The 26103-nt window shown below is 66.0% G+C and carries 25 protein-coding genes; 6 read left to right on the top strand and 19 right to left on the bottom strand.

All coding sequences use genetic code 11. The features are described 5' to 3' along the window. Nucleotides 1–22 precede the first annotated feature (22 nt). From GOQ09_RS23875 to GOQ09_RS23965, 19 genes are all read right to left on the bottom strand, one after another. Nucleotides 23–2773 carry a ligase-associated DNA damage response DEXH box helicase gene (locus tag GOQ09_RS23875; RefSeq protein ID WP_207309895.1) on the bottom strand — a complete coding sequence of 917 codons (2751 nt, stop codon included), beginning with the start codon at nucleotides 2771–2773 and terminating at the stop codon, nucleotides 23–25. After that, the gene (locus tag GOQ09_RS23880) at nucleotides 2770–4425 is read right to left on the bottom strand and encodes an ATP-dependent DNA ligase (RefSeq protein ID WP_157616173.1); all 1656 of its coding nucleotides are present in this window, start codon (nucleotides 4423–4425) and stop codon (nucleotides 2770–2772) included. The genes GOQ09_RS23875 and GOQ09_RS23880 overlap by 4 nt, the downstream gene beginning before the upstream one ends. Then, a complete protein-coding gene (locus tag GOQ09_RS23885) occupies nucleotides 4422–5453 on the bottom strand; it encodes a ligase-associated DNA damage response exonuclease (protein ID WP_157616174.1) in 1032 nt (343 codons plus the stop codon). Before GOQ09_RS23885 ends, GOQ09_RS23880 begins: the two co-directional genes overlap by 4 nt. Before the next feature lie 70 nt (nucleotides 5454–5523). After that, nucleotides 5524–6036, bottom strand: a complete 513-nt coding sequence (locus GOQ09_RS23890; protein WP_157616175.1) for a DUF3617 domain-containing protein — start codon at nucleotides 6034–6036, stop codon at nucleotides 5524–5526. A 79-nt stretch (nucleotides 6037–6115) separates the two neighbouring features. After that, nucleotides 6116–6820, bottom strand: coding sequence for a phosphatase PAP2 family protein (locus GOQ09_RS23895; protein WP_157616176.1), 705 nt, complete (start codon nucleotides 6818–6820; stop codon nucleotides 6116–6118). A 52-nt stretch (nucleotides 6821–6872) separates the two neighbouring features. Continuing rightward, complete coding sequence (locus GOQ09_RS23900) at nucleotides 6873–8036, bottom strand: Gfo/Idh/MocA family protein (RefSeq protein WP_157616177.1); 1164 nt, start codon at nucleotides 8034–8036, stop codon at nucleotides 6873–6875. A 153-nt stretch (nucleotides 8037–8189) separates the two neighbouring features. Beyond that, nucleotides 8190–9152, bottom strand: coding sequence for a substrate-binding domain-containing protein (locus GOQ09_RS23905; RefSeq protein WP_157616178.1), 963 nt, complete (start codon nucleotides 9150–9152; stop codon nucleotides 8190–8192). Between the two features lie 46 nt (nucleotides 9153–9198). Next, the gene (locus GOQ09_RS23910; RefSeq protein ID WP_207309896.1) at nucleotides 9199–10224 is read right to left on the bottom strand and encodes an ABC transporter permease; all 1026 of its coding nucleotides are present in this window, start codon (nucleotides 10222–10224) and stop codon (nucleotides 9199–9201) included. After that, complete coding sequence (locus tag GOQ09_RS23915) at nucleotides 10187–11722, bottom strand: sugar ABC transporter ATP-binding protein (RefSeq protein ID WP_157616179.1); 1536 nt, start codon at nucleotides 11720–11722, stop codon at nucleotides 10187–10189. Before GOQ09_RS23915 ends, GOQ09_RS23910 begins: the two co-directional genes overlap by 38 nt. Then, nucleotides 11719–12888: an ROK family protein gene (locus GOQ09_RS23920; RefSeq protein WP_157616832.1), complete on the bottom strand. Its 1170-nt coding sequence runs from the start codon at nucleotides 12886–12888 to the stop codon at nucleotides 11719–11721. Before GOQ09_RS23920 ends, GOQ09_RS23915 begins: the two co-directional genes overlap by 4 nt. 237 nt (nucleotides 12889–13125) lie before the next feature. After that, complete coding sequence (locus GOQ09_RS23925; RefSeq protein ID WP_126749114.1) at nucleotides 13126–13545, bottom strand: F0F1 ATP synthase subunit epsilon; 420 nt, start codon at nucleotides 13543–13545, stop codon at nucleotides 13126–13128. Between the two features lie 18 nt (nucleotides 13546–13563). After that, nucleotides 13564–14979, bottom strand: coding sequence for a F0F1 ATP synthase subunit beta (atpD, locus tag GOQ09_RS23930; protein ID WP_157616180.1), 1416 nt, complete (start codon nucleotides 14977–14979; stop codon nucleotides 13564–13566). Between the two features lie 47 nt (nucleotides 14980–15026). Then, nucleotides 15027–15902, bottom strand: coding sequence for a F0F1 ATP synthase subunit gamma (atpG, locus tag GOQ09_RS23935; RefSeq protein WP_157616181.1), 876 nt, complete (start codon nucleotides 15900–15902; stop codon nucleotides 15027–15029). A gap of 21 nt (nucleotides 15903–15923) precedes the next feature. Then, nucleotides 15924–17477, bottom strand: coding sequence for a F0F1 ATP synthase subunit alpha (atpA, locus tag GOQ09_RS23940; RefSeq protein WP_157616182.1), 1554 nt, complete (start codon nucleotides 17475–17477; stop codon nucleotides 15924–15926). A gap of 49 nt (nucleotides 17478–17526) precedes the next feature. Continuing rightward, entirely contained in the window at nucleotides 17527–18057 is a 531-nt protein-coding gene (locus GOQ09_RS23945) for a F0F1 ATP synthase subunit delta (protein WP_157616183.1), read from the bottom strand. A gap of 7 nt (nucleotides 18058–18064) precedes the next feature. Continuing rightward, entirely contained in the window at nucleotides 18065–18535 is a 471-nt protein-coding gene (locus tag GOQ09_RS23950; RefSeq protein ID WP_157616184.1) for a F0F1 ATP synthase subunit B, read from the bottom strand. Nucleotides 18536–18569: 34 nt separating this feature from the next. Beyond that, nucleotides 18570–18827 carry a F0F1 ATP synthase subunit C gene (gene atpE, locus GOQ09_RS23955; RefSeq protein ID WP_157616185.1) on the bottom strand — a complete coding sequence of 86 codons (258 nt, stop codon included), beginning with the start codon at nucleotides 18825–18827 and terminating at the stop codon, nucleotides 18570–18572. A gap of 49 nt (nucleotides 18828–18876) precedes the next feature. Further along, nucleotides 18877–19755, bottom strand: coding sequence for a F0F1 ATP synthase subunit A (gene atpB / locus GOQ09_RS23960; protein WP_157616186.1), 879 nt, complete (start codon nucleotides 19753–19755; stop codon nucleotides 18877–18879). Between the two features lie 24 nt (nucleotides 19756–19779). Continuing rightward, complete coding sequence (locus tag GOQ09_RS23965) at nucleotides 19780–20253, bottom strand: ATP synthase subunit I (protein WP_157616833.1); 474 nt, start codon at nucleotides 20251–20253, stop codon at nucleotides 19780–19782. 156 nt (nucleotides 20254–20409) lie between these two features. On the opposite strand from GOQ09_RS23965, the gene GOQ09_RS23970 reads away from it, so the two are divergent. The 6 genes from GOQ09_RS23970 to GOQ09_RS23995 all read left to right on the top strand — a co-directional run bounded on the left by GOQ09_RS23970 (nucleotide 20410) and on the right by GOQ09_RS23995 (nucleotide 26098). Next, nucleotides 20410–21315 carry a D-amino acid aminotransferase gene (locus tag GOQ09_RS23970; protein WP_157616187.1) on the top strand — a complete coding sequence of 302 codons (906 nt, stop codon included), beginning with the start codon at nucleotides 20410–20412 and terminating at the stop codon, nucleotides 21313–21315. Then, nucleotides 21312–21617, top strand: a complete 306-nt coding sequence (locus tag GOQ09_RS23975; protein WP_126749123.1) for a YbeD family protein — start codon at nucleotides 21312–21314, stop codon at nucleotides 21615–21617. The genes GOQ09_RS23970 and GOQ09_RS23975 overlap by 4 nt, the downstream gene beginning before the upstream one ends. Before the next feature lie 13 nt (nucleotides 21618–21630). Beyond that, the gene (gene lipB, locus GOQ09_RS23980) at nucleotides 21631–22332 is read left to right on the top strand and encodes a lipoyl(octanoyl) transferase LipB (protein WP_157616188.1); all 702 of its coding nucleotides are present in this window, start codon (nucleotides 21631–21633) and stop codon (nucleotides 22330–22332) included. Between the two features lie 7 nt (nucleotides 22333–22339). Further along, the gene (gene lipA, locus GOQ09_RS23985; RefSeq protein WP_157616189.1) at nucleotides 22340–23323 is read left to right on the top strand and encodes a lipoyl synthase; all 984 of its coding nucleotides are present in this window, start codon (nucleotides 22340–22342) and stop codon (nucleotides 23321–23323) included. A gap of 131 nt (nucleotides 23324–23454) precedes the next feature. Continuing rightward, nucleotides 23455–24987 carry a class I adenylate-forming enzyme family protein gene (locus GOQ09_RS23990; protein ID WP_157616190.1) on the top strand — a complete coding sequence of 511 codons (1533 nt, stop codon included), beginning with the start codon at nucleotides 23455–23457 and terminating at the stop codon, nucleotides 24985–24987. Further along, nucleotides 24968–26098, top strand: a complete 1131-nt coding sequence (locus GOQ09_RS23995; RefSeq protein WP_157616191.1) for an SLC13 family permease — start codon at nucleotides 24968–24970, stop codon at nucleotides 26096–26098. Before GOQ09_RS23990 ends, GOQ09_RS23995 begins: the two co-directional genes overlap by 20 nt. Nucleotides 26099–26103 lie beyond the last annotated feature (5 nt).

Here is a 26103-nt window from a genome sequence, read left to right on the forward strand (position 1 = left end):
GCCGGACGGCTCACTCCTCGCTTCACAGCGGCGGCAAAGGCCGCGAGCGGCGCGAGGGCGGCCTGCGCTGACGCTGCGGCGCGGGTGGCTTGCCCGGCCCTTCCTGGCCGAACGCGAGCGTGCTCTTCACGCGTTCGATCCCGCCAGCGGTGACGATGCCGCCCGCGGCTTTTTCCAGTTGCTCGACCATGCGCGCGATGCGGTCGGCCACGTTCTCGTTCGACAGCTTCTCGCGGAACAGCTCGACCATGAGCGGAAACGAAAACGGCGTCGGCCGCTCGAGCGGCTTCAGCACCAGCTGCTGAGTCGCCATGCGCGCGAGACTGGCGCGCAGCCGGCCTATCTCGAGTTCCTGCGCGAGCAGCTCCTGCTCGGCCTGCTGCAGCAGCTTGTTGGCCGGGTCGTACTTGCGGAACACCTCCCAGAACAGCGACGACGAGGCCTGCAGCTGCCGGTTGCTGCGCTTCTCGCCGGGGTAGCCCTGGAAGATGAGGCCCGAGACGCGCGCAATTTCTCTGAAGCGGCGCTGCGCCAACTCACCCGCGTTGAGCGAAGCCAGCACCTCGTGCAGCAGTTCGGCATGCGCATCGTCTCCTTGCGGCAGGCGCAGAACCTGCGGCAGCAGCGCGGGCCAATCGACCGGCACTGCGCTCAGCAGTTCGAAGCCGTAGTCGTTCACCGCGATGGAGAAGGTGCGCGCATCGTGCTGCGCCACGCGCCAGGCCAACAGGCTCGCGAGCCCCATGTGCACGTGCCGCCCCGCAAAGGGATAAAGAAACAGGTGAGAGCCTTCGCGCGTGGCGAGTGTTTCGGCCAGCAGGGTCTGCGGCGTAGGCAGGGCCGACCATTGCTGCTGGATCTCTAACAGCGGCCGCACGCACTGCAGCTCGGGTGAGTCGTAGCGCCCCTCGCCGGCCAGCGCGAGCTGCTGCACCACGGCGTCTGCCAGCGTGGTCGAAAGCGGCATGCGCCCGCCGTTCCAGCGCGGCACCGCGGCGCGCTTGCCGGTGGCGCGCCGCACCCAAGCGGTCATGTCGTGGATGCGCACGAGCTCAAGCAGCCGGCCGCCGAACAGGAAGCAGTCGCCGGGCTTCATGCGCGCAACAAAGCCTTCTTCGACGCTGCCGATCTTGCCGCCGCCCATGTACTGCACGGCCATGCTGGCATCGCTCACGATGGTGCCGATGTTCATGCGGTGCCGCCGCGCGAGCCGCGCGTCCGGCACGCGCCAGACGCCTTCGGCATCGGGCACTGCCCGGCGATAGTCCGGGTAGGCGGCCAGCGAAGGGCCGCCCTGCGAGACGAAGGACAGGCACCACTCCCAGCTCTCCCGCGACAGCCCTGCATAGGCGGCGGTGCCGCGCACTTCCGCATACAGGTCGTCGGGCACGAAGCCGCCGCCGAGCGCCACCGTGACGAGGTGCTGCACCAGCACGTCGAGCGGCTGCACAGGCGTGTGGCGCGCTTCGATGTGGCCGGCCGCAATGGCCGCGCGCGCCGCGGCGCCTTCGACCATTTCGATGCTGTGCGTGGGCACGAGCGTGATGCGCGACGGCCGCCCCGGTGCATGGCCCGAACGCCCGGCGCGCTGCAGCAGCCGCGCCACGCCCTTGGGCGAGCCGATCTGCAGCACGCGCTCGACCGGCAGGAAGTCGACACCAAGATCGAGGCTCGATGTGCAGACCACCGCCTTGAGCTCACCGCTCTTCAGGCCGAGCTCCACCCACTCGCGCACCGCGCGGTCGAGCGAGCCGTGGTGCAGCGCAATGGTGCCCGCCCATTCGGGCCGCGCCTCGAGCATGGCCTGATACCAGATCTCCGATTGCGAGCGCGTGTTGGTGAACACCAGCGTGGTGCTGCTGGCGGCAATCTCATCGAGCACCTGCGGCAGCATCGTGAGGCCCAGGTGGCCACCCCACGGAAAGCGCTCGGCGCGGCCGGGCAGCAGCGAATCGACCACCAGCTTCTTGGGCACCGCGCCCTGCACCAGCACGCCTTCTTCATCGCCAAGCAATGCGTGCATGGCCTCCTGCAGGTTGCCCAGCGTGGCCGACATGCCCCACACCGCGAGCCCCGCATTCCAGCGCCTGAGCCGCGCGAGTGCCAGTTGCACCTGCACGCCGCGCTTGTTACCGAGCAGCTCGTGCCATTCGTCGACCACCACCATCTTCACGCGGCCGAGCACTTCGCTCGCATCGGCGCGCGCGAGCAGCAGCGACAGGCTCTCGGGCGTGGTGACGAGCACGGTGGGCAGGCGCTCGTTCTGCGCGGCGCGCTCCGTCGACGAGGTGTCGCCGCTGCGCGCGCCGGCGCTCCATGGATGCACCTCGGCGCCGAGCGCTTCGAGCGGCTGCTTCAGCGCGCGCAGCGTGTCGGCCGCGAGCGCGCGCATGGGTGTGAGCCACAGCACCGTGAGCGGCGGCGCGGCCGGGCGCGCGGTTTCTTTTCTGGCTTGCGAGAAGACCTGCAGCGCACCGAGCCACACGGCGTAAGTCTTGCCCGCGCCGGTGGTCGCATGCAACATGCCGGACTTTCCTTGGGCGATGGCTTTCCACACATCGCGCTGGAACTTGAAGGGCTTCCAGCCGCGTGCGGCAAACCACGCATCGAGGGCCGACTTGACTGCTGTCTTGCTCCTTCCCCCGCTGGGGGAAGGCAGGGATGGGGGCTCGCGGCCTTCGAGAGACGGCTGATCCTTGATACGCCGCCTGCCCCCACCCCTGCCCTCCCCCGGAAGGGGAGGGAGAGATGCGGGATCCACCGGCGGAGTCATGACGGCAGCAATGCGGCGAGTGTCTGCAAGGTATCGGCCTCCGCCACAGGCTTGTCCTCGCGCCAGCGCAGCATGCGTGGAAAGCGCACCGCAATGCCGCTCTTGTGGCGTGTGCTGCGCGCGATGCCCTCGAAGCCAAGCTCGAACACAAGGGTGGGCTCCACGCTGCGCACCGGGCCGAAGCTCTCCACCGTGGTCTTGCGGATGATTGCGTCCACCCGCGCCATCTCGGCATCGGTCAGGCCCGAATAGGCTTTTGCAAAGGGCACGAGCTTTCGGTCTTGCTGCTCGGGCGGACCGTCCCACACGGCAAAGGTGTAGTCGCTGTAGAGGCTGGCGCGCCGGCCGTGGCCGCGCTGCGCGTAGATGAGCACGGCGTCGATGCTGAGCGGGTCGATCTTCCACTTCCACCATACGCCCACGTCCTTGGTGCGGCCCACGCCGTACTGCGCATCGCGGCGCTTGAGCATCATGCCTTCCACACCCATGCTGCGCGCGGCTTCGCGCTGGCGCGCAAGGTCGCTCCACTCGGTGCCGGTGAGCATCGGGCTTGGCAGCAGCGACGGGTGCTGCATGCGCGTGACGAGCTCATCGAGCAGCGTGCGGCGCTCCCATTGCGGCAGCGCGCGCAGGTCGCGGCCTTCCCATTCGAGAATGTCGTAGGCCAGCAGCACCACCGGTATGTCGCGCAGCAGCTTCGCGCCCAGGGTCTTGCGGCCGATGCGCTTTTGCAGTTCCGCAAAGGGCTGCACCTTGTCTTCGCGCCAGACGGCGATCTCGCCGTCGAGCACCGTGCCGTCGGGCAGCGCCTCGCCAAGCACCGCGAGTTCGGGAAAGCGCTCGGTCACCAGCTCTTCGCCGCGCGACCACAGCCAGACCGCACCCGCGCGCTTCACCAGTTGCGCGCGGATGCCGTCCCACTTCCATTCGACGATCCAGTCGGCCGGTGGGCCGATTGCCGCGTCGAACTGTTCGAGCGGCAGGTTGAACGCATGCGCCAGAAAAAAGGGGTACGGCTGCCCGCTGGTCTTTTGCACCTGCTCCGTGCCCGACTCCGGCGCGATGAGCGCGCGGTAGTCATCGGCCCGCGGGCGTCCCCCGATGTGGGTGTAGCCCATGAGCCGCTGCGCGACACGCTTGGCGTCGATGCCGCCCACTGCCGCGAGCGCCTGCGTGACCTGCAGCTTCGACACGCCTACGCGAAACGCGCCGGTGATGAGCTTGAAGTACACCAGCCGCTCTTCGGCCGCAAGCTGGCGCCACTGCGCGCGCAGCCGGGCGGGCAGTTCGTCGGGCGCGGACTTGCCTGCTTCGCGCAGCGGCAGCAGGTGCTCCTCGACCCAGCGCGCCAGGCCGAGGTCGTGCGCCTCGGTCGGTGGGGGTAACAGCAACGCGATGGTTTCAGCGAGGTCGCCGACCGCCTCGTAGCTCTCGTCGAACAGCCATTCGGGGAGGCCCGCCGCTTCTTGCGCAAGCAGGCGCAGCAGCTTGGTGGGCACCAGCTGGCGCGGCTTGCCGCCGGCCAGGAAGTAAACGGCCCAGGCCGCATCGGCGGGGTCGGCCTCGCGCAGGTAACGCTGCAGTGCGGCCTGCTTGGCAAGGCTCGAGGTGCTGGCGTCGAGCTCGCGGTAGAGCGCGGCGAAGTCCTTCATGGCGTTGCTGCCCCTTGCCCTTGATCGTCCTCGTCGCCGTACTCGGTCTTGAAGCCCTGTGCGTCCAGGCCGTTCTCGGTGAGCCAGCGCACCATGACCGCCACGCTGCCATGGGTGACAAACACCCGGCTCGCCCCCGTGCCTGCAATGGCCTGTTGCAGGCCGGGCCAGTCGGCGTGGTCGGACATGACAAAGCCGCGGTCCACGCCGCGCCGGCGCCGCGTGCCGCGCAGCTGCATCCAGCCGCTCGCAAACGCGTCGGCGTAGTTGCCGAAGCGGCGCATCCACGGCGTGCCCTGGGCCGAAGGCGGCGCCAGCACCAGAGCGCGCTTCAGCAGCGCGGCGTCCACGCCGGGGTCGGTCACGCGCAGCGTCTCTGGCAAGGCCACGCCTGCGGCGCGATACACGGCGTTGAGCGGCTCGACCGCGCCGTGCACCACGATCGGCCCGATGGAGGCATCGACGCCGTGCAGGATGCGCTGCGCCTTGCCGAAGGCATAGCAGAACAGCACCGATGCGCGGCCGGCCTCCGCGTTGGCGCGCCACCATGCATCGATCTCGGCGAACAGCGCCGCCTGCGTGGGCCAGCGATAGATCGGCAGCCCGAAGGTCGATTCGGTGATGAAGGTGTCGCACGGCACAGGCTCGAAGGGCATGCAGGTGCCGTCGGGCTCGGTCTTGTAGTCGCCCGAGGCCACCCACACGCGCCCACCGTGTTCGAGGCGAACCTGCGCCGAGCCCAGCACGTGGCCGGCCGGATGCAGCGAAACGCGCACGCCATGATGCTCGATGGCTTCGCCATAGCCGAGCGTCTGCAGCGCGATGTCGCTGCCCAAGCGGGTGCGCAGCGTGCCGGCGCTGTCGGTATGCGCCAGGTAGTGCGCATGGCCCATGCGCGCGTGGTCGGAGTGAGCGTGCGTGATGACGGCGCGAGCCACCGGCCGCCAGGGGTCGATGTAGAAATCGCCCGGTGGGCAATACAGCCCCTCGGGACGAGCGACGACGAGATCTTCTTCCTTCGCGGCCATGGCCGCATCGTAGGCGGTGGCGGCCTCTCGCGTTGCCGAATGCCGGCCGCGAAGCGCTGTGGGCCGGCGCCTACTTCTTGCGCCCGCCCGCCATTTCGAGCACGTTCATCTTCATGCCGTTGGACATGATCATGTCGCCGGGCTTCTGGCCGGCCTTGCAGGGGCCGATCCATTTGGCTTCGATGACGGCCGAGCCCTCGGCGCGGCCCATCAGCGGCGGGCTGTAGGTCGACTTGCTCTCCATGCGGTAGGCCGAGCTGAAGTCGCCGCTCACCACCGCGTGCGACGTGGCGGTGGTGGAGCCGATCTTGCAGACCGAATCGACGACCAGCTTGCCGCCTTCGTTGCGCAGCTCCTGCTTGGAGCACGTGTCCTTGCCCATGCCCTGGCCCATGTCGCGGAGGGCCTTGTCGCTGGCCGCGTCGATGCACTGCTGGATGGTCTGGCTCGCGCCCTTGGCGGCGGTGCCGTCGCCGGTCTGGATTTCCCAGAGGCCGGGCTTGCGCGCAGGGTAGTCGATGGCCATGGCGGGCATGGCGGCCGCGCAGGCCAGCGTGAAGAAAGCAGCGGCAGTGATCTTCATGGCGGGCTCCGTGTCGGATCAGGGGAACGATGTCCGGTTTTTACCGCACGCGCCGGCCGTGAGGAATAGCGCAATCGGCCTACGCCGGCTCCGGCCGCACAGCCACCGCGCGAGTTGATCTGCGCGGCCGCGAAGCAAGCCCGAACCCGATGCCCAGCGCCAAGCCGCCAAGCACGTCGACGAGCACGTGCTGGCGCACCGCCATCGTCGAATAGACGATGGCTGCGGCCCATGCGATGTTGAACGCGCGAAGCCACATGGGCGCGGCCACGTCGCGCAATTGCCGGGCAAGCACCACGCAGGCAAGCACCGAGAACGACACATGCAGCGACGGAAACGCGTTGCCGGCCGCATCGACCATTTTCAGAAAATGAAGCGAGGTGCCCGGAGTCGCGTCGATGGTGAAGTTGGGTATGGCTGTCGGCACAAACCAGAACACCGCGAGCGAGATGAAGGTCATGGCCGCACAGCCCAGCGCAAAGCTCGAGAGCTCCCGCTTGTCCTTCGCAAGGAACACCGGCAGCGCGATGTAGAGCCAGAGCGAAAGATAGACCGGCAGCAGCGCCGGCCAGAAGGCGATCAGCCGGTCGAACGCGGTGAGCGGCAGCGTCCAGGGCTGGCCGGCGTTCTTCATGATCCAGAAGTACAGCGGAAAGAAGCCGATGGTGGCCACCGTGTTGCCGACCAGCTTCAGCGGCCAGAGCGCGAGGCAGCGCCGGCCCAGGGCGCGAAGCCAGGGCTGCGGGCCGGAAAGCGGCGGGTCTCGAAGGGAAGAAGGTGTCATGGGCGCCAGGCACCGTGCGTTGCGTGCCCGCGGGTGCGGGCATGCGGCACGGCTACCAGGGCGTCCACTTTAATTCGCTTTTCGACGAAGCCACCGTGCGCTCGATGAAGCGGACGCCGCGGGCGCCGTCTTCCACGCGCGGATAGTCCGCTGCAATGGCATCGGCCTGCTGGCCCGCGATGCGTGCGCGGATGTCGGCGGAGACACCGCCATAGATGTTGGCAAAGGCCTCGATGAAGCCTTCGGGATGCCCCGCCGGCAGGCGGCTCGCAAGCTGCGCCGATTCGCACAGCCACGGCGAGCCGCGCGTGAGAGTGCGCTTGGGTCCGTCGTGCGGCAGGTGCAGCAATTCGCTCGGCCGCTCCTGTCGCCATTCGAGCGTGCCCAGCGCGCCGGAGATGCGCAGGCGCAGGTCGTTCTCCAGCCCGGTGTTGATCTGCGAGGCGATCAGCACGCCGCGCGCGCCGCCCTTGAAGCGCAGGAGCAGGCTGCCGTCGTCGTCGAGCATGCGGCCCGGCACCAGCGCGCTGAGGTCGGCGCAGAGGCTCTCGATTTCCAGCCCGGTCACGCTCGCGACGAGGTTCTCGGCATGCGAGCCGATGTCGCCGATGGCACCGGCGGCGCCGCTGCGTGCCGGGTCGGTGCGCCAGCCGGCCTGCTTGTTGCCGGCGTCTTCGAGCTGGCTTGCGAGCCAGCCCTGGTTGTATTCGACGACCACCTTGCGCAGCTCGCCGAGCTGGCCCGAGCGGACCATTTCGCGCGCTTGCCGCACCATCGGGTAGCCGGTGTAGTTGTAGGTCACGCCGAAGACCGTGCCCTGCCTTGCCACGGTGGCCACGAGCGCATCGGCCTGCTCGCGCGTGTGCACCAGCGGCTTGTCGCACACCACGTGAAAGCCCGCTTCGGCAAAGGCTTGCGCCACCGGAAAGTGCACATGGTTGGGCGTGACGATCGAGACGAAGTCGATGCGCTCCTCGGGCGGTCGCTTGAGCTCATCAGCCAGCAGAGACTGCCAGTCGCCGTGGTTGCGGTCGTCGGCCAGCCCGAGGTCGCGGCCCGAGGCGCGTGCCTTCTCGGGGCTGGACGACAGCGCGCCGGCCACGAGCTCGATCTGCCCGTCCAGCGCCATGGCCTTGCGGTGCACGGCGCCGATGAAGGCGTCGCGCCCGCCGCCGACCATGGCGCAGCGGAGCTTGCGAAGAGGTGTATTGGTCATCAATCTCCTCGATGTTCCTTGGTAACTGTTCCCTCTCCCTCTGGGAGAGGGCCAGGGTGAGGGCATCGGCCTTTGCAAACTCATGGCTTCCGCCATTGCCGCGGCCCCTCACCCCAACCCTCTCCCCGAGGGGAGAGGGAGTAGTAAGGCAACTCAGAACGGCGAGTTCGGGTGGTAGAAGTCTTTCGCGTTTTCCTTGGTGATCAGCACCGAAGGAATGATGGTGGTCGCGGGCAGCTTCTCGCCCTTCAGCCGCGCTTCGGCCGTGAGCTTGATCGCGTCGTAGATGAACTTGGGCGAGTAGCTCACGTCCGCGCCAATGCGCTTGTCCTTGCCGTCCATGATGGTCTTGACCATGCCCTTGGCGCCCGCGCCGCCGAAGACGATCTTGATGTCGTCGCGCTTGGCTTGCTCGATGGCCTTGAGCACCCCCACGGCCATGTCGTCGTCGGCTGCCCAGATGGCGTCGATCTGCTTGAAGCGCGTGAGGTAGTCCTGCGTGACCTTGAAGGCGTCGTCGCGGTTCCAGTTGGCGTACTTGGCGTCGAGCAGCTTGATGTCCGGATGGTTCTTGAGCACCGCATTGAAGGCGTCCATGCGCTCGTTGTCGAGCGTGGTGGCAATGCCGCGCAGGGCGACCACGTTGCCCTTGCCGCCGAGCTGCTTGGCAATGTATTCGGCGGGAATGCGGCCGAAGGCGGTGTTGTCGCCGGCCACGTAGGCGTCCTGCGCGCTGGTGTCGGTCAGGCCGCGGTCGACCACGGTCACGTAGGCGCCCTTGGCCTTGACCTGCGCCACCGGCTTGGTCAGCGCGGCCGACTCGAACGGAAACACCACGAGCGCGTTGATCTTGGTGACGGTCGAAAGGTCTTGCAGCTGGTTGGCCTGCTCGGGCGCGTTGGCCGCGGTCTTGATCGTGATCTTCAGGTCCTTGTGCTGCTTCTCCAGGTCCTTCTTGGCCTGGTTGGCCCAGTAGTTGATGCCGCCCATGAAGCTGTGCGTGGCCGCGGGAATCGAAACGCCGAGGTTCACTTTCTCGGCGGCGAGCGCGGGCAGGCTCGCGAGCGCTGTTGCGGCCACGGCCGTGAGTGCGATGCGACGGGTGAAGCTTGTCATGCTGGATGTCTCCTTGTGGTTGATGGTGAAGCGGAACGGGAACGAACTAGCGGCGTCCTCTTTGGAGGAACGCGACGATGATGATCACGAAGCCCTGCACCGCGGCGTTTAGGTACACGCTGATGATGCTGGTGAGATTCAGGATGTTGCTGATGACCGAGAGCAGGATGGCGCCCACCACGGTGCCCGTGATGCTGCCCGCGCCGCCCTTCAGTGCGGTGCCGCCGACGATCACCGCGGCAATGGCCTCGAGCTCCCACAAGAGGCCCGTGGTCGGCGACGCCGAGCCCAGGCGCGGCACGTAAAGCAGCGTGGCAATGCCCACGCACACGCCCAGCAGCACGTAGGTCAGGATCTTCACGCGGTCGACATCCACCGCCGCGTAGCGCGCGACCTGCTCGTTCGATCCGATGGCCTGTACATAACGCCCGTAGGCCGTGCGGTTCAATATGACGCCGCCGATGATCGCGACGATCACGAACACCCACACCGGAACCGGGATGCCCGCAAGGCTTGCGTAGTACACCGGCGCATAGAGGTCCGACAGGTCGTTGTCGAGCGTGAGCGCGCCGCCGTCGGCAAAGTAGGTGAGGTACGCGCGAAAGATGCCGAGCGTGCCCAGCGTGACGATGAAGGGTTCGATGCGCCCTTTGGTGATGAGCAGGCCGTGCGCCAGGCCGAACAGCGCGCCCAGCACGACGGCAAGCACCGCACCCATCACCACCGCCATCAGCGGGGAGCCCGAGGCCGGTCCGGCCCAGTTGATGAACATGATCACGCTGCCCGCGATGAGCGCCGCCATCGAACCCACCGACAGGTCGATGCCGCCCGAGATGATCACGAAGCACATGCCCACCGCGATGATGCCGATGAAGGCCGTGCGCGTGAGCACGTTCATGGCGTTGTCGACCGTGGCAAAGTCGCTGTTGAGCAGCGTGCCGCCGATGCACAGCAGCACAAGGCCGATGACGGGGCCGAGGCCGTGCAGGTGCTCGGTCCAGCGCGGCTTGCTTTCGCTGCGGTGCTGCGCGGCTTCAGGCTGCGGCATGGGTGTCTGCTGTTCCGGTGGCATGAGCGATGAGCTCCTCTTCAGTCAAGTTGTCGGCGTTGAGCGTGGCGACGAGGCGCCCCGCGCGCATCACCGCCACGCGGTGGCACAGGCCGATGAGTTCCATCAGTTCCGACGAAACGACGATCACTGCGAGCCCTTCGCGGGCAAGTCGCTGGATCAGGAAATAGATGTCGCGCTTGGCGCCGATGTCGACGCCGCGCGTGGGCTCGTCGAGCACCACCACCTTGGGCTTGGGCTGCAGCACCTTGGCGAGCGCGAGCTTCTGCTGGTTGCCGCCCGAGAGCGACGATGCGCGCACGTCGAGCGAGCCGGTGCGAATGCCGTAGTCCTTCACGGCCTCGGCCAGCGCGCCACGTTCGGCATCGGGCTGGAGCCATGGGCGGGTGTAGCGCTCGAGCGCCATCAGCGTGAGGTTCTGGCGCAGCCCGAAGTTCACGTGCAGGCCCTTGCCCTTGCGGTCTTCGCTCAGGTAGGTGAGGCCGTGCTTGGCGGCGTCGCGCGGATTGCGCCAGCCCTTCTGGTCGGGCACCGTCTTGCCGAGCATCTCGACCTGGCCGCTGGCCGGCCTGAGCCCCAGCAGGCCTTCGAACAGCTCCGTGCGGCCCGCGCCCACCAGGCCCGCGAAGCCGAGGATCTCTCCGGGGCGCACTTCAAAGCCGACGTCGTTCGCCCAGCCGGGCACGCTGAAGTTGCGCACGCGCATGGCGGGCGCGTCGTCGGCCACCACCACGTCGCGCGGCGGGTACAGGTCGGCCAATTCGCGGCCCACCATGAGGTTGGCCATCTGGTGGCGCGAGACCTCGGGCGTGGGTGCACGCGCCACAAAGCGGCCATCGCGCATCACGATCACCTCGTCGGTCACCTGCTCCACTTCGTCGAGCTTGTGCGAGATGTAGACGATGGTCACGCCATCGGCGCGCAGCTGTGCGATGAGCTTGAAGAGCCGCTCGGTCTCGCCGGGGGTGAGCGTGGCGGTGGGCTCGTCCATGATGAGCAGGCGCGCACGGCGGGCAATGGCCTTGGCAATTTCGACGAGCTGCTTTTCCGCGACGATGAGGCGGCGCACCTTGGTCCGCGGGTCGACCTGCAGGCCCACCGCGGCCAATGCGGCGGCGGCATCGCGTTCCATCGAAGCGTCGTCCAACAGCCAGCCTTTTTTCTTCTCGTGGCCGAGGAAGATGTTCTGCGCCACGCTCAGGTCTTCGGCAAGATTGAATTCCTGGTGGATCAGCACGATGCCCAGTGCCTCCGCATCGCGCGAACTCGTGAACTGCTGCGGCTCGCCGTTGATGCGCAGCACGCCGCCAGTGAGCGACTCGTACCCCGCAAGAATCTTCATCAGCGTCGACTTGCCCGCGCCGTTCTCGCCGAGCAATCCGTAGACGCGGCCCGGCGCCAGCGAAAAGCTCACGCCGTGCAGCACCTGCACGGGGCCGAAGGCCTTCACCACATCGGCAAATTCGACGGCGACGCTTCCCTTGGTTTCTTCTGCGGTCATGGCGCCACTCCGCGGACTTTTAACGTTTCGTGCATTGCGAGCACGCCGGCGCCGATCAGCCCGCCCTGCACGCCAAGCGGCGTGTACTGGATCTCCAGGTGCCGGGTCGAGAGCGCGAGCGAACGCTGGTAGACGCTCTGCCGCACGGCCGCCAGAAACAGCGGCCCGATGCGCGTGATGCCGCCGCCGATGAACACGTGCGACGGGTTGAAGAAATTCACCACCGACGCAAGCATCTGGCCGATGAGGTTGCCGGCGTTCTGGATGATGCCGTTGGCCGCCGTGTCACCCGCGCGGCTCGCCTGGCCGACGTCGACGGCTTCGATGCGCCCGTGCACCCGCAGGCATTCGGCGAGCATGGCGCTTTCGCCGGCTTCGGCCGCCTGCACGGCCATGCGCGTGATGGCCGGTCCCGCCGCCATGGCTTCCACGCAGCCCACATTGCCGCAGTGGCAGCGCGGGCCTTCCTGGTCGACGCAGATGTGCCCCACGTCGCCGGCCGAGCCGGCGGCGCCGCGATAGACCTCGCCATGGCAGACGATGCCGCAGCCGATGCCGGTTCCGATCTTGATCACGAGAAAGTTGTTGAGCGAGCGCTTCAGCCGCCAGAGCTCGCCAAGCGCCATCAGGTTCACGTCGTTGTCGACGAAGACGGGCGCCGCATAGTCCTCGCGCAGGTAGTCGCGGATCGAGAAGCTGTCCCATGCGGGCATCAGCGGCGGGTTCACGAGCTGCCCGATTTCGAAGTTGACGGGGCCCGGCACCCCGATGCCGATGCCGAGCACGTTCTTGGCGCTGCTGTTGCAGCGTGCGAGCAGTTCGCGCATCAGCACGCGCACCCGGGCCAGTACAACAGCGGGGCCTTCGCGCACATCGGCGGGTTCGTCATGCTGAGCAAGCACGGTGAGGTCAGGCCGCAGCACCGCAACGTCGAGGCTGGTGGCGCCAATGTCGATGCCGACCAGCACACCCAGGCCAGCATGCAGTTGCAGGTTTTCGGCGCGGCGGCCGCCCGAGGAACGCTGGAGTCCGGCTTCGGCCAGGAGGCCTTGTTCGACAAGGCCCGCAATCAACGCATTCGCCTTGCTCTTCGAGAAGCCGAGCTGTTCGGCCATGGCATGGCGCGAGCCGCCGGCCGACCAGAAGGTGGTCTCCAGCAACCGCATTTCGTCCGCAGTGATGCCGCTCCAGCGTGTCACGCGTTGTTGTCTCCGTCTTTGTTGCCTGCCGCCCAGGGCCCTCGCAGGTGAATGAAGGCGAATACTAGAGGCAGCCCTTCAGCCGGACAAGGCTGAACTTCGACCAAATTCAGATCGAAGATGGGTACTGATCAGATTTTCCAGACGAAAAAAAGCCGCCCGGAGGCGGCTTCTTCTGGCGGGCCCGGGGGGCTGCCGCGGTATTTACTTCTTCTGGCGGTACTTGCGAAGCGCCGCGATCTGGGCGGCCATGACGGCGAGTTCGGATTGCGCCATGGCAATGTCGATGTCGCTCTTGGCGTTCTTGAGCGCTTCCTCGGCGGCGGCCTTGGCCTGGTTGGCCTTTTCGTCGTCGAGGTCCTTGCCGCGAATGGCGGTGTCGGACAGCACGGTGACGGTGTCGGGCTGCACTTCGAGAATGCCGCCAGCCACGAAGACGAACTCTTCGCCGCCGTCGGCCGTTTCGATGCGCACGGCACCCGGGCGGATGCGCGTGATCAGCGGCGTGTGGCGCGGATAGATGCCGAGCTCGCCGGCTTCACCGGGCAGCGCGACGAACTTGGCCTCGCCCGAGAAGATCGACTCTTCTGCGGAGACCACGTCGACGTGAATGGTGTTTGCCATGTGCGTTCCTGCGCCGCTTTACGCGACCTTCTTGGCCTTCTCGAAAGCCTCGTCGATCGTACCGACCATGTAGAACGCTTGTTCCGGCAGGTGGTCGGCTTCGCCGTTCACGATCATCTTGAAGCCGCGGATGGTTTCAGCCAGCGGCACGTACTTGCCGGGCGAGCCCGTGAACACTTCGGCCACGTGGAACGGCTGCGACAGGAAACGCTGGATCTTGCGGGCGCGGGCCACGGCCAGCTTGTCTTCCGGTGCCAGTTCGTCCATGCCCAGAATCGCGATGATGTCGCGCAGTTCCTTGTAGCGCTGCAGCGTGCCTTGCACGGCGCGAGCCACGTTGTAGTGTTCTTCGCCGACCACGTTCGGGTCGAGCTGGCGCGAGGTCGAGTCGAGCGGGTCCACGGCGGGGTAGATACCGAGCGAAGCGATGTCGCGCGACAGCACCACGGTGGAGTCCAGGTGGGCGAAGGTGGTGGCGGGCGACGGGTCGGTCAAGTCGTCGGCAGGCACGTACACGGCCTGGATCGAGGTGATCGAACCGACCTTCGTCGACGTGATCCGCTCTTGCAGGCGGCCCATTTCTTCGGCCAGCGTCGGCTGGTAGCCCACGGCGGAAGGCATGCGACCCAAGAGGGCCGACACTTCGGTACCGGCCAGCGTGTAGCGGTAGATGTTGTCCACGAAGAACAGCACGTCGCGGCCTTCGTCGCGGAACGACTCGGCGATGGTCAGGCCGGTCAGGGCCACGCGCAGGCGGTTGCCCGGGGGTTCGTTCATCTGGCCGTAGACCATGGCCACCTTCGAGTCCTCGAGCTTCTCGAGGTTCACGACGCCGGAGTCGGCCATCTCGTGATAGAAGTCGTTGCCTTCGCGGGTACGTTCACCCACGCCGGCAAACACCGACAGACCCGAGTGAGCCTTGGCGATGTTGTTGATGAGTTCCATCATGTTCACGGTCTTGCCCACGCCGGCGCCGCCGAACAGGCCCACCTTGCCGCCCTTGGCGAACGGGCACACCAGGTCGATCACCTTGATGCCGGTTTCCAGCAGGTCTTGCGAGGGCGACAGTTCGTCGTATGCGGGTGCCTTGCGGTGGATCGAAGCGGTGAGCTCCTGGCCGACCGGACCGCGCTCGTCGATGGGCGAGCCGAGCACGTCCATGATGCGGCCCAGCGTGGCCTTGCCGACCGGCACGGTGATGGGCGCGCCCGTGTTGGTCACGATCAGGCCGCGGCGCAGGCCGTCGGACGAGCCGAGCGCAATGGTGCGCACCACGCCGTCGCCGAGCTGCTGCTGGACTTCGAGAGTCAGCGCGCTGCCTTCGAACTTCAAAGCGTCATAGACCTTCGGCATCTGGTCGCGCGGGAACTCCACGTCGACCACAGCGCCGATACATTGAACGATCTTGCCTTGCACTGCGTTTGCTTGAGCCATGTGTGCTCCGATAAAAATTGTTTGTAGGGGACGACCGTGAAACTGGCTTACACGCCCGCGGCTGCCGCCGCGCCCGAGACGATCTCGGAGAGTTCCTTGGTGATGCCGGCCTGACGGGTCTTGTTGTAGACCAGCTTGAGCTCGCTGATCACATTGCCGGCGTTGTCGGTTGCAGCCTTCATCGCAACCATGCGGGCCGAGTGCTCGGACGCCATGTTCTCGGCCACGGCCTGGTAGACCAGCGACTCCACATAGCGCACCAGCAGCTCATCGATCACGCTTTCAGGATCGGGCTCGTAGATGTAGTCCCACGAGTGCTGGCCCTGCTCGACCTGCAGCGATTCGGCCGCGAGCGGAAGCAGGGGCTCGACGATCGGCTCTTGCTTGATGGTGTTGATGAACTTCGTGTAGCACAGGTACACCGCGGACAGCTTGCCTTCGGCATAGGCGTCGAGCAGCGTCTTGACCGGGCCGATGAGCTTGTCCAGGTGCGGCGTGTCGCCCAGATGGGTGACATGCGCGACCACGCGGGCGCCGATGCGGTTCAGAAAGCCCAGGCCCTTGCTGCCGATGGCCACCGACTCGATGGCCGTGCCGGCCGCCTGCGCTTCGCGCAGCTTGGTGGTCACGGCACGCAACAGGTTGGTGTTCAAGCCGCCGCACAAACCCTTGTCGCTCGTCACGATGATGAACCCGATGGCCTTGGCCTCATTCGTCTTCATGAACGCGTGAACGTATTCGGGGTTTGCACGGCCCAGGTTGGCCGCGATGTTGCGAATCTTCTCGCTGTAGGGGCGCGCGGCGCGCATGCGCTCCTGCGCCTTGCGCATCTTGGAGACCGAGACCATTTCCATGGCCTTGGTGATCTTCTTGGTGTTTTCCACCGATTTGATCTTGCCGCGGATTTCCTTACCAGCTGCCATGGGGGCTCCTTGTCAGGTCGATCAGGCGAACGACTTCTTGAACGCGGTGATTGCGCTCGTCAGTTCGGCCTCGGCGTCCTTGTCGAGCGCCTTGGCTTGCTCGATCTTGTCGAGCAGGGGGCCGTGGCTGGTCTTCAGGAACTGGTGCAGGCCGTGCTCGAAGGACAGAACCTTCTTGATGTCCAGGTCGTCCATGAAACCCTTGTTCACGGCAAACAGCGTGGCACCCATCAGCGAGATCGGCAGCGGGCTGTACTGGGCCTGCTTCAGCAGTTCGGTCACGCGGGCACCGCGGTCGAGCTGCTTGCGGGTGGCTTCGTCCAGGTCGGAAGCGAACTGCGCGAACGCAGCCAGCTCGCGGTACTGTGCAAGGTCGGTACGGATACCGCCCGACAGGCCCTTGATGATCTTGGTCTGGGCCGCCGAACCCACGCGCGACACCGAGATACCGGCGTTGATGGCGGGGCGGATACCTGCGTTGAACAGGTTGGTTTCCAGGAAGATCTGGCCGTCGGTGATCGAGATCACGTTGGTCGGAACGAAAGCGGACACGTCGCCGGCTTGCGTTTCGATGATCGGCAGCGCGGTAAGCGAGCCGGTCTTGCCCTTGACTTCACCCTTGGTGAAGGCTTCCACGTAGTCGGCGTTGACGCGCGCGGCGCGCTCGAGCAGACGGCTGTGGAGATAGAACACGTCGCCAGGGTAGGCTTCGCGGCCTGGCGGGCGGCGCAGCAGCAGCGACACCTGGCGGTATGCAACGGCTTGCTTGGAGAGGTCGTCATAGACGATCAGGGCGTCCTGGCCGCGGTCGCGGAAGTACTCGCCCATCGTGCAGCCCGAGTAGGCCGACACGTACTGCATGGCTGCCGATTCGGAGGCCGATGCGGCCACCACGATCGTGTAGTCCATGGCGCCCACTTGCTCGAGCGCGCGCACCACGTTCTTGATCGACGAAGCCTTCTGGCCGATCGCAACGTAGATGCAGGTCACGCCCTGGCCCTTCTGGGCAATGATCGCGTCGATGGCCACGGCGGTCTTGCCGGTCTGGCGGTCGCCGATGATCAGCTCGCGCTGGCCGCGGCCGATCGGCACCATGGAGTCGATGGACTTCAGGCCGGTTTGCAGGGGCTGGTCGACCGACTTGCGGGCGATCACGCCCGGGGCGACCTTTTCGATCACGTCGGTCATCTTGGCGTTGATCGGACCCTTGCCGTCGATCGGCTGGCCCAGCGCATTGACCACGCGGCCGACGAGCTCGGGGCCGACCGGCACTTCCAGGATGCGGCCGGTGCACTTGACCGTGTCGCCTTCGGAGATGTGCTCGTATTCGCCCAGGATCACGGCGCCGACCGAGTCGCGCTCGAGGTTGAGCGCCAAGCCGAACGACGGCGTACCGTCAGCGCTCGGCGGGAATTCGAGCATTTCGCCTTGCATCGCGTCGGACAGGCCGTGCACGCGCACGATGCCGTCGGTCACCGAAACCACGGTGCCTTCGTTGCGGATGTTGGCACTGACGCCGAGACCCTCGATGCGGCTCTTGATCAGTTCGGAAATTTCTGCGGGATTGAGTTGCATGACTCTTTCCTTCTTTCTGTAAATGGGGCCAACTGGCTGCCGGCCGCCGTCAGGCGGTCAGCGCCGCTTTCATTTGTTCGAGGCGCGCCCTGACCGAGGTGTCGAGCACTTCGTCGCCGACCACGGCACGGATGCCGCCGATGAGCGAGGGGTCGAGTTCGACCCGCGTCGTGAGCTTGCGAGCAAAGCGCCGCTCCAGCGCCGCGCCAACCTCTTGCAGCGCCGCGTCGTCGATCGGAAAAGCGCTGTAGATCACGGCATCGGCAGCCCCGCTGCGCGCATTGCACAAGGCACGGAACTGGATTGCCACTTCGGGCAATGCAGCCAACCGGCCGTTGTCGATGACGGCGCGCAGAAAGTTCTTGCCCGCATCGGGCAAGGACTGCTTCGAAAGCCCGGCGATCAGCTCGAACACCTGCTCGGGCGGCACCTTCGGGTTGGCCGCGAACTCCAGGAGCTGCGGGCTGCCGGCGACGGACGCCAGCTGGTCGAGCCAGCCGGCCGTGCCTTCGAGGTCGCCCTGGCAAGCCTTGAACAGCGCCTCGGCGTAAGGACGGGCAATGGTCGCGAGTTCGGCCATGTTGTCCTCAGAGCTCGGTCTTCAGGCGGCTGAGCAAGTCGGCATGAACGCCGGCGTTGACTTCCTTGCGGAGAATCTGCTCGGCACCCTTGACGGCCAGTGCGGCCACCTGCTCGCGCAGCGCCTCACGCGCACGCACGGACTGCTGGTTGGCCTCTTCGCGCGCGGCGGCCACGATCTTGTTGGCCTCCTCGGTTGCGCGGCTCTTGGCCTCTTCGATGATCTGCTGGGCACGGCGCTCGGCATCGGCCAGGCGATTGGTGGTCTCGTTACGAGACGCCACCAGTTCCTGCTCGACACGCTGGTTGGCGGAGGCCAGTTCGGCCTTGGCCTTCTCGGCGGCCGCCAGGCCCGCAGCGATCTTTTGTGCTCGTTCGTCCAAGGCCTTCGCGATCGGCGGCCACACGAATTTCATCGTGAACAGCACAAGCAGCAGGAAGACGATGGCCTGAACGAACAGGGTCGCGTTGATACTCACGGCAACACCTTTCTGGAGTGGCGTTGAACGGAAATTACTTCGGCAGAGCGGCGATGAACGGGTTGGCGAAAGCGAACAGCAGGGCAATTGCCACGCCGATCAGGAACGCAGCGTCGATCAGGCCAGCCAAGATGAACATCTTGGTCTGCAGGTCGTTCATGAGTTCAGGTTGACGAGCCGACGACTCGAGGAACTTGCCGCCCATCAGTGCGATACCGATGGAAGCACCGATCGCGCCGAGACCGACGATCAAACCACAAGCCAAAGCGACGAGACCGAGAACGTTTTCCATGATGACTCCTTAATACAGATTGAAAGCAAACGAAAAGAAAAAAGAAAACTCAATGCGCTTCATGAGCCTGGCCGAGATAGATCAGGGTCAGCATCATGAAAATGAATGCCTGAAGCGTGATCACCAGGATGTGGAAGATCGCCCAGACGGTACCGGCAATGACGTGCCCGATGGGCAGCATCACTCCCGAGAACGAGGCTGCCATCGCACCACCCATGAGCGCGATCAGCATGAAAACGAGTTCACCCGCATACATGTTGCCGAACAACCGCATGCCGTGCGAGACGGTCTTCGCCAGGTATTCGATGACTTGCATCAGCAGGTTGATCGGCCAGAGCACGGGGTGGGCACCGAAAGGCGCGGTGATGAGTTCGTGGCCCCAGCCGCCCAGGCCCTTGATCTTGACGCTGTAGAACAGGCACAGCAGCAGTACCGAGGTCGACAGGCCGAGCGTGGTGGAGAGGTCGGCCGTGGGAACGACGCGCATGTAGGCATGGTGCGGATCGTGTCCGGCAGCCTCGAAAACCTTGCCCCAGAGCGAGGGCAGCAGGTCGACCGGCAACATGTCCATGGCGTTCAGCAGGAAGATCCAGACGAACACGGTGAGCGCCAGCGGCGCAATGAACTTGCGACTTTTTGCGTTGCGAATGTTCGACTTGGCCTGGTTGTCGACCATTTCGACGAGCATTTCGACCGCGGCCTGGAACCGGCCCGGCACGCCCGGCGTGGCCTTGCGAGCAGCCAGCCACAGCACAAAGCAACCCAGGGCACCGACGATCAGCGCATAGAGCACCGAGTCGAGGTTGATGACGTTGAAGTCGACGATGGCCTTCTGGACCACGGGATTGAGGCTCCAGTCAACTTGCCAGTGCTGGAGGTGGTGAACGATGTATTCACTCGCGGTCGGGGCGTGACTTTCGGCGGCCATCTTTCAGCGTCTCTTTTTAAACAGTCAAATCCGGTTCAACAATCCGGGCCGCACCAGCAGGGCCACCCAGTACATTTTCATGGCGACCACCACGCCGGCCAGCAAGGCCAGCCAACTGATGCTCTCGATCAGCCACGGTGCCGCCGCCAGCAAGGCAACGGTCAACGCGATCTTGATCAACTCCCACACAAAAAACCGCAGCATGACAGCAGATTGCGACACGGCACCGCGTGCCCGCCGCACACCCCGGACGAACAATGCCGCCGGAATCGCTACCGCCATGGCTCCGTAAAAAGCCGACACCGCGGCACTTGGCCGCTGAGTCCACATCCATGCCACTCCGGCCACAAGCAATCCCATGGCCACCTGGGCCCCAATCACCCACCAGGGCGACATTTCGGGATTTTTCTCGCGAAGCCGCTGGGCCTCTTCGGCGGTCAGCGGCTTGAAGTCGGAGACTTCGGCATCGATCTCGGAGACAGGAGCGCTGGTTGTCATTGGAATGCCGCTCGCGTTGTCAGCCGTGAATTTAACAAAGCCATTGATTATAAGTAGAAACCCAGCCCGCTCGACCACCTGATCTGTCACGTTTGCAAAACGAGGCTTCCCTGGCTGACCGGAACCCGACCGGGCGCGCACAACCATAATTCCCGCATGCACCCTCTTACTGCCGCTCTCCCCACCACGCTCTGCTACCTCGATGGCGAGTACACCGCCCTTCGGGACGCGAAGATCAGCGTGCTCGACCGTGGCTTCATTTTCGGTGACGGCATCTATGAAGTCGTCCCCGTCTACGGCGGCCAGCCCTTTTGCTTCGAAGAACACATGGCGCGGCTCGATCGCTCGCTGGCCGAGCTGCAGATTGCCAACCCGCTCACGCTCGCCCAATGGCGCGACATCGTCATGCGGTTGGCCGAACCCGGCGGCGATGCACCCCAGGCCGTGTACTTTCAGATTACCCGTGGCGTTGCGCCGCGCGATCATGCCATGACCAAGGGCGTGCGCCCGACGGTGTTCGTGATGGTGAATCCGCTGCCCCCGGTGGCCGATGCGGTGCGCGCCAAGGGCGTGGCCTGCGTGACCGCGGCCGACTTTCGCTGGGAGAAGGCGCACATCAAGAGCACCAGCCTCCTGGGCGCGGTGCTGGCACGGCAGATCAGCGTGGAGGCCGGCGCGGCCGAAACCGTCATGTTCAGGGGCGAATGGCTGAGCGAAGCATCGTCGAGCAACGTGTGGATCGCCAAAGACGGCCAACTCATCGGCCCGCCCAAGGACAACCTGGTGCTGACCGGCATCCGCTACGGCCTGCTGGAGCGCCTGTGCGCCGAGCGCGGCATTCCGTTTGCCCTGCGCCGCATTTCACGCCACGAAGTGTTCGGCGCCGATGAGTTGCTGCTCTCCTCGGCCAGCAAGGAAGTGCTGCCCGTGGTGACGCTCGACGGCCAGGCCATTGGGAACGGCCGACCCGGCCCCATCTACCAAGCCTTGTACGCGGCTTACCAAGAGGCCAAGCAGCGCAACGCAGAGAAGCCACAGAAACAAGGAGTGACCCCCGCATGACCGACAGCACCACCGACACGAGCACTCCGATTCCCGATCCGCGCAAGGAATCGTTGATCGAATACCCCTCGCAGTTCCCGATCAAGGTCATGGGCGTCAAGGCCGACGGCTTCGTGCATGCCATCACGCAGATTGCGGAACGCTTCGATCCGGCCTTCGATGCCACCACGGTCGAGCTGCGCGACAGCAAGGCGGGCAACTACCTGGGCGTGACGATCACCGTGACCGCCACCAGCCGCGAGCAGCTCGACGACCTGTATCGCGCCCTGTCGACGCATCCGTCGGTCAAGGTCGTCCTCTGACACCAAGGCCCTGATGGCGGTCTCAGAACACGCATCCACCGCTGCCATTGCCACGCAATGGCTGGGCCGCGTCGACTATGCCGAGACCTTCGAGGCAATGAAGCGGTTCACGCTCGAGCGCGAGGCTGAAACGCCCGATGCGCTCTGGATGTGCGAGCACGCGCCCGTGTTCACGCAAGGCATTGCGGGCAAGCAGGACCACATCCTGAATCCGGGCGAGATTCCTGTGGTGCAGACCGATCGCGGCGGGCAGGTCACCTTCCACGGCCCGGGCCAGGTGGTGGGATACCCGCTCATCGACCTGCGCCGCGCCGGCTACTACGTGAAGGAATACGTCTACCGCATCGAGGAATCGGTGCTGCGCACGCTGGCGCATTTCGGGGTGACGGGGCACCGCGTGGCGGGCGCGCCGGGCATCTACGTGCGGCTGGACGACCCGTTCTCCCATGCCGCGCTGACCGGCCCGCTGCCCGCCGGCGACCCGTTTCGGGGCCTGGGCAAGATCGCCGCGCTGGGCATCAAGGTGAGCCGCCACGCCACCTACCACGGCGTGGCGCTCAACGCCCGGATGGACCTCGAACCCTTCTCGCGGATCAACCCTTGCGGCTACGCGGGGCTGCAAACGGTCGATCTTTCTACAATCGGGGTCCAAACCACATGGGAAGACGCTGCCCGGGTCCTGAGCCAGAAGCTCACCACCTATCTGGCGCCCTAGCAATCCAATGAGCACCACCGAAGTCGTCCGCGACGCGCAAAGCGCCGAAAACTACAACCCGCTGGCCAAGCAGAAGGCCGCGGCCAAGCTCTCGCGCATTCCGGTCAAGGTGGTGCAGCAGGGCGAGGTGCTCAAGAAGCCCGAGTGGATTCGCGTGAAGGCCGGCAGCCCCACCACCCGCTTCTACGAAATCAAGCAGATCCTGCGCGAAAGCAACCTGCACACGGTCTGTGAAGAGGCTTCGTGCCCGAACATCGGCGAATGCTTCGGCAATGGCACGGCCACCTTCATGATCATGGGCGACAAGTGCACGCGCCGCTGCCCGTTCTGCGACGTGGGCCATGGCCGCCCCGATCCGCTCGACAAGGACGAACCGCTCAACCTTGCCAAGACCATCGCCAAGCTGCGCCTGAAGTATGTGGTGATCACCAGCGTCGACCGCGACGACCTGCGCGATGGCGGCAGCCAGCATTTCGTCGATTGCATCAAGAACATCCGCGAGCTCTCGCCGATGACGCAGATCGAGATCCTCGTGCCCGACTTCCGCGGCCGCGACGACCGCGCACTCGAGATCCTGAAGGCCGCGCCGCCGGACGTGATGAACCACAACCTCGAGACCGCGCCCCGCCTCTATAAAGAAGCGCGCCCCGGCAGCGACTACCAGTTCAGCCTGAACCTGCTGAAGAAGTTCAAGGCGCTGCACCCCGACGTGCCGACCAAGAGCGGCATCATGGTAGGCCTGGGCGAAACCGACGAAGAGATCCTGCAGGTGATGCGCGACATGCGCGCCCACGACATCGACATGCTGACCATTGGCCAGTATCTGTCGCCGTCGGGCTCGCACCTGCCGGTGCGCCGTTATGTGCACCCGGACACCTTCAAGATGTTCGAGGAAGAGGCCTACAAGATGGGCTTCAGCCACGCGGCCGTGGGAGCGATGGTGCGGTCCAGCTATCACGCGGACCAGCAGGCGCACGCCGCCGGGGTTTAACAACTGATGCAGCCGCGGCGGCAAGCAGCCCGTCGCGTGCAGCTCACCCGGTCCGGCGCTTCTTCGCTATCCTGCCGTCTGGCCAAGACGAAGGATCGATTTTGCAAACGCACCCCGCCATCCAAGCCGCGATGGAACGCGATTTCGGCGCCATTGCCGACCTGGTTCGCCTCCATGCGCAACACACGCCCGACCACCCCGCCCTCGCGGATGCCCATCACACGCTGAACTACGGCGCGCTCGACGCGCTGATGGACCGCATCGCGGCCAGCCTGCAGCAGGGCGGCCTGAAGCCCGGCGACGCCATTGCGGTTTGCGCGGCTTCGTCGGTGAACTACGCGGCGGTCTTCCTCGGTGCGCTGCGCGCGGGTGTGGCGGTTGCGCCGCTCGCGCCCGGGTCTACGCCGGCCAGCCTGGCCCGCATGATCGAGGACGCAGACGCGCGCATTCTCTTCACCGACGCCGCGGCGGCCGAGGTGGTTGGTCCGGCGAAAGATGGCGGCATTCCCCGCGTAGCGCTCGACGGTTCGGCCGCCGGCCAAAGCCTGGAGAGCTGGCTGGCTCCCGCAGGCGCACGGCCCACCGCCGTCGAGACGCAGCCATCCTGGCCCTTCAACATCATCTATTCCTCGGGCACCACCGGCGAGCCCAAGGGCATCGTGCAAGGCCACGGCATGCGCTGGGCCCATGTGCAGCGCGGCGCCAAGTACGAATACGGCCCCGACACCGTCACGCTGCTGTCGACCCCGCTTTATTCGAACACCACGCTGGTGGTGTTCTTTCCCACCATCGCCTTCGGCGGCTGCGTGGTGCTGATGCCGAAGTTCGATGCGCTCGGCTACCTGCAATTGGCCGAGCAGCGCCGCGTAACGCACACCATGCTGGTGCCGGTGCAGTACCAGCGGCTGATGGCGCATCCGCGCTTCGACGCGCACGATCTCTCGTCGTTCCGCCTCAAATTCAGCACCAGCGCGCCCTTCAACGCTGCGCTCAAGGCCGACGTGCTCAAGCGATGGCCGGGCGGGCTGATCGAGTTCTACGGCATGACCGAAGGCGGCGGCACCTGCATCCTCGAAGCCCATCTGAACCCCGGCAAGCTTCACACCGTGGGTCGCCCGGCCGAGGGCAGCGACATCCGGCTGATCGACGAAGACGGCCATGAAATCCCGCGCGGCAACATCGAGCTGGCAGGTGAAGTGGTGGGCCATTCGGCCGGCATGATGACCGGCTACCACCGCCAGCCTGCCAAGACACGCGAGGCCGAATGGTTCGACGCCACCGGCAAGCGCTTCATCCGCACCGGCGACGTGGGCCGCTTCGATGCCGACGGCTTCCTGACGCTGTTCGACCGCAAGAAGGACATGATTATCAGCGGCGGCTTCAACATCTACCCGAGCGATCTCGAAGCCGTGGTGCGCGCCCATGCGGCGGTAGCCGACGTGGCCGTGGTGGGCGTGCCTTCCGAACAATGGGGCGAAACGCCGGTGGCCTTCGTGGTGCGCCGCGAAGGCGACGGCACCACCGAGGCCGCGCTGCTGCAATGGACCAACGACCAGCTCGGCAAGACGCAGCGCCTGGCGCGGCTGCATTTCATCGACGAGCTCCCGCGAAGCGCCATTGGCAAGGTGCTCAAGCGCGAGTTGCGTGACCTCGTCGGCCGCTGAAGCCAAGGCGGCGCCCCCGGCCGAACAGGGCGGCGGCAACGGCCTGCTGTGGGTGCTGGTCGCCGTTGCGGTGGTGTTCGCTTTCGTGCGCCCGCGCGCACCGATGGACTGGCTGCGGCTGGTCGATTGGGAGACCGTCGGCGCACTGGCGGGCCTGCTGGCCATTACGCAGGGCGTGGAAAAAAGCGGCATGCTGCAGGCCACCGCGCAGCGCCTGCTCGCGCGCACGCACAACCAGCGCAGCCTTGCGTTGCTGCTGACCGCGAGCGCGGCCTTTCTCTCGGCGCTGGTAACCAACGACGTGAGCCTGTTCCTGCTGGTGCCGCTCACGCGGGTGCTTGCCAACCAGGCGCACCTGCCGCTGGCGCGGCTGGTGGTGCTCGAGGCGCTGGCGGTGAATGCGGGCTCGGCGCTCACGCCCATCGGCAACCCGCAGAACCTCTACCTCTGGCACCGCTCGGGCGAGAGCTTCTTCGCCTTCATGGCAATGATGGGGCCGACGGTTGCGGTGATGCTGTTCTGGCTCTTCGCGGCCGTGTGGCTGCTGGTGCCGCGCACGCCCATCGCGCTCAAGCCCGAGGCAGAGGCCACGCCGGTGCAGCCGCGCCTCTTGGCGTTGGCGGGCGTGCTGTTCGTCGGCTTCGTCGTGGCGCTCGACCGGCACTGGCTGCTGGCGGGCCTGGGCGTGGTGTTCGGCGTATTCCTGCTCGCGTATCCGCGCGTGCTGCGCGGCATCGACTGGGCCCTGCTTGCAATCATCGCCCTGATGTTCGTGGACCTGCGCCAGCTGGCCGAACTGCCCGCCGTGGTGGCCCTGCTGAACCATTGGCCGATTACCGAGGGATGGCGCGCCTTCCTTGCCGCCATTGCCGCGTCGCAGCTCATCAGCAACGTGCCGGCGGCCATCCTGCTCGACGGCCATGTGCGCGATCTGCCGGCACTCGCCGCCGGGGTGAGCGTGGGCGGCTTCGGCTGCGTGCTGGGTTCGCTGGCCAACCTGATCGCACTGCGGCTCGCCCGGGTGCCGCACGGCATGCGCGAGTTTCACCGCATCAGCATTCCGTTCCTGCTGGTGTGTGCGGCCTCGGCGCTGCTGCTGCGGCTGGGGTGACAGCT

This window comes from Variovorax paradoxus, assembly GCF_009755665.1.
GTDB lineage: Bacteria > Pseudomonadota > Gammaproteobacteria > Burkholderiales > Burkholderiaceae_C > Variovorax > Variovorax paradoxus_G.

What these genes read in the sequence shown, in the direction of transcription:
- GOQ09_RS23885 (WP_157616174.1), bottom strand. Translation starts at nt 5,453, where the DNA reads ATGGCCGCGAAGGAAGAAGATCTCGTCGTCGCTCGTCCCGAGGGGCTG.
- GOQ09_RS23900 (WP_157616177.1), bottom strand. Translation starts at nt 8,036, where the DNA reads ATGACCAATACACCTCTTCGCAAGCTCCGCTGCGCCATGGTCGGCGGC.
- GOQ09_RS23880 (WP_157616173.1), bottom strand. Translation starts at nt 4,425, where the DNA reads ATGAAGGACTTCGCCGCGCTCTACCGCGAGCTCGACGCCAGCACCTCG.
- lipB (WP_157616188.1), top strand. Translation starts at nt 21,631, where the DNA reads ATGGCGGTCTCAGAACACGCATCCACCGCTGCCATTGCCACGCAATGG.
- atpG (WP_157616181.1), bottom strand. Translation starts at nt 15,902, where the DNA reads ATGGCAGCTGGTAAGGAAATCCGCGGCAAGATCAAATCGGTGGAAAAC.
- GOQ09_RS23970 (WP_157616187.1), top strand. Translation starts at nt 20,410, where the DNA reads ATGCACCCTCTTACTGCCGCTCTCCCCACCACGCTCTGCTACCTCGAT.
- GOQ09_RS23965 (WP_157616833.1), bottom strand. Translation starts at nt 20,253, where the DNA reads ATGACAACCAGCGCTCCTGTCTCCGAGATCGATGCCGAAGTCTCCGAC.
- GOQ09_RS23920 (WP_157616832.1), bottom strand. Translation starts at nt 12,888, where the DNA reads ATGCGGTTGCTGGAGACCACCTTCTGGTCGGCCGGCGGCTCGCGCCAT.
- GOQ09_RS23975 (WP_126749123.1), top strand. Translation starts at nt 21,312, where the DNA reads ATGACCGACAGCACCACCGACACGAGCACTCCGATTCCCGATCCGCGC.
- atpE (WP_157616185.1), bottom strand. Translation starts at nt 18,827, where the DNA reads ATGGAAAACGTTCTCGGTCTCGTCGCTTTGGCTTGTGGTTTGATCGTC.
- GOQ09_RS23875 (WP_207309895.1), bottom strand. Translation starts at nt 2,773, where the DNA reads ATGACTCCGCCGGTGGATCCCGCATCTCTCCCTCCCCTTCCGGGGGAG.
- atpD (WP_157616180.1), bottom strand. Translation starts at nt 14,979, where the DNA reads ATGGCTCAAGCAAACGCAGTGCAAGGCAAGATCGTTCAATGTATCGGC.
- lipA (WP_157616189.1), top strand. Translation starts at nt 22,340, where the DNA reads ATGAGCACCACCGAAGTCGTCCGCGACGCGCAAAGCGCCGAAAACTAC.
- GOQ09_RS23945 (WP_157616183.1), bottom strand. Translation starts at nt 18,057, where the DNA reads ATGGCCGAACTCGCGACCATTGCCCGTCCTTACGCCGAGGCGCTGTTC.
- GOQ09_RS23890 (WP_157616175.1), bottom strand. Translation starts at nt 6,036, where the DNA reads ATGAAGATCACTGCCGCTGCTTTCTTCACGCTGGCCTGCGCGGCCGCC.
- atpA (WP_157616182.1), bottom strand. Translation starts at nt 17,477, where the DNA reads ATGCAACTCAATCCCGCAGAAATTTCCGAACTGATCAAGAGCCGCATC.
- atpB (WP_157616186.1), bottom strand. Translation starts at nt 19,755, where the DNA reads ATGGCCGCCGAAAGTCACGCCCCGACCGCGAGTGAATACATCGTTCAC.
- GOQ09_RS23905 (WP_157616178.1), bottom strand. Translation starts at nt 9,152, where the DNA reads ATGACAAGCTTCACCCGTCGCATCGCACTCACGGCCGTGGCCGCAACA.
- GOQ09_RS23915 (WP_157616179.1), bottom strand. Translation starts at nt 11,722, where the DNA reads ATGACCGCAGAAGAAACCAAGGGAAGCGTCGCCGTCGAATTTGCCGAT.
- GOQ09_RS23910 (WP_207309896.1), bottom strand. Translation starts at nt 10,224, where the DNA reads ATGCCACCGGAACAGCAGACACCCATGCCGCAGCCTGAAGCCGCGCAG.
- GOQ09_RS23895 (WP_157616176.1), bottom strand. Translation starts at nt 6,820, where the DNA reads ATGACACCTTCTTCCCTTCGAGACCCGCCGCTTTCCGGCCCGCAGCCC.
- GOQ09_RS23925 (WP_126749114.1), bottom strand. Translation starts at nt 13,545, where the DNA reads ATGGCAAACACCATTCACGTCGACGTGGTCTCCGCAGAAGAGTCGATC.
- GOQ09_RS23990 (WP_157616190.1), top strand. Translation starts at nt 23,455, where the DNA reads ATGGAACGCGATTTCGGCGCCATTGCCGACCTGGTTCGCCTCCATGCG.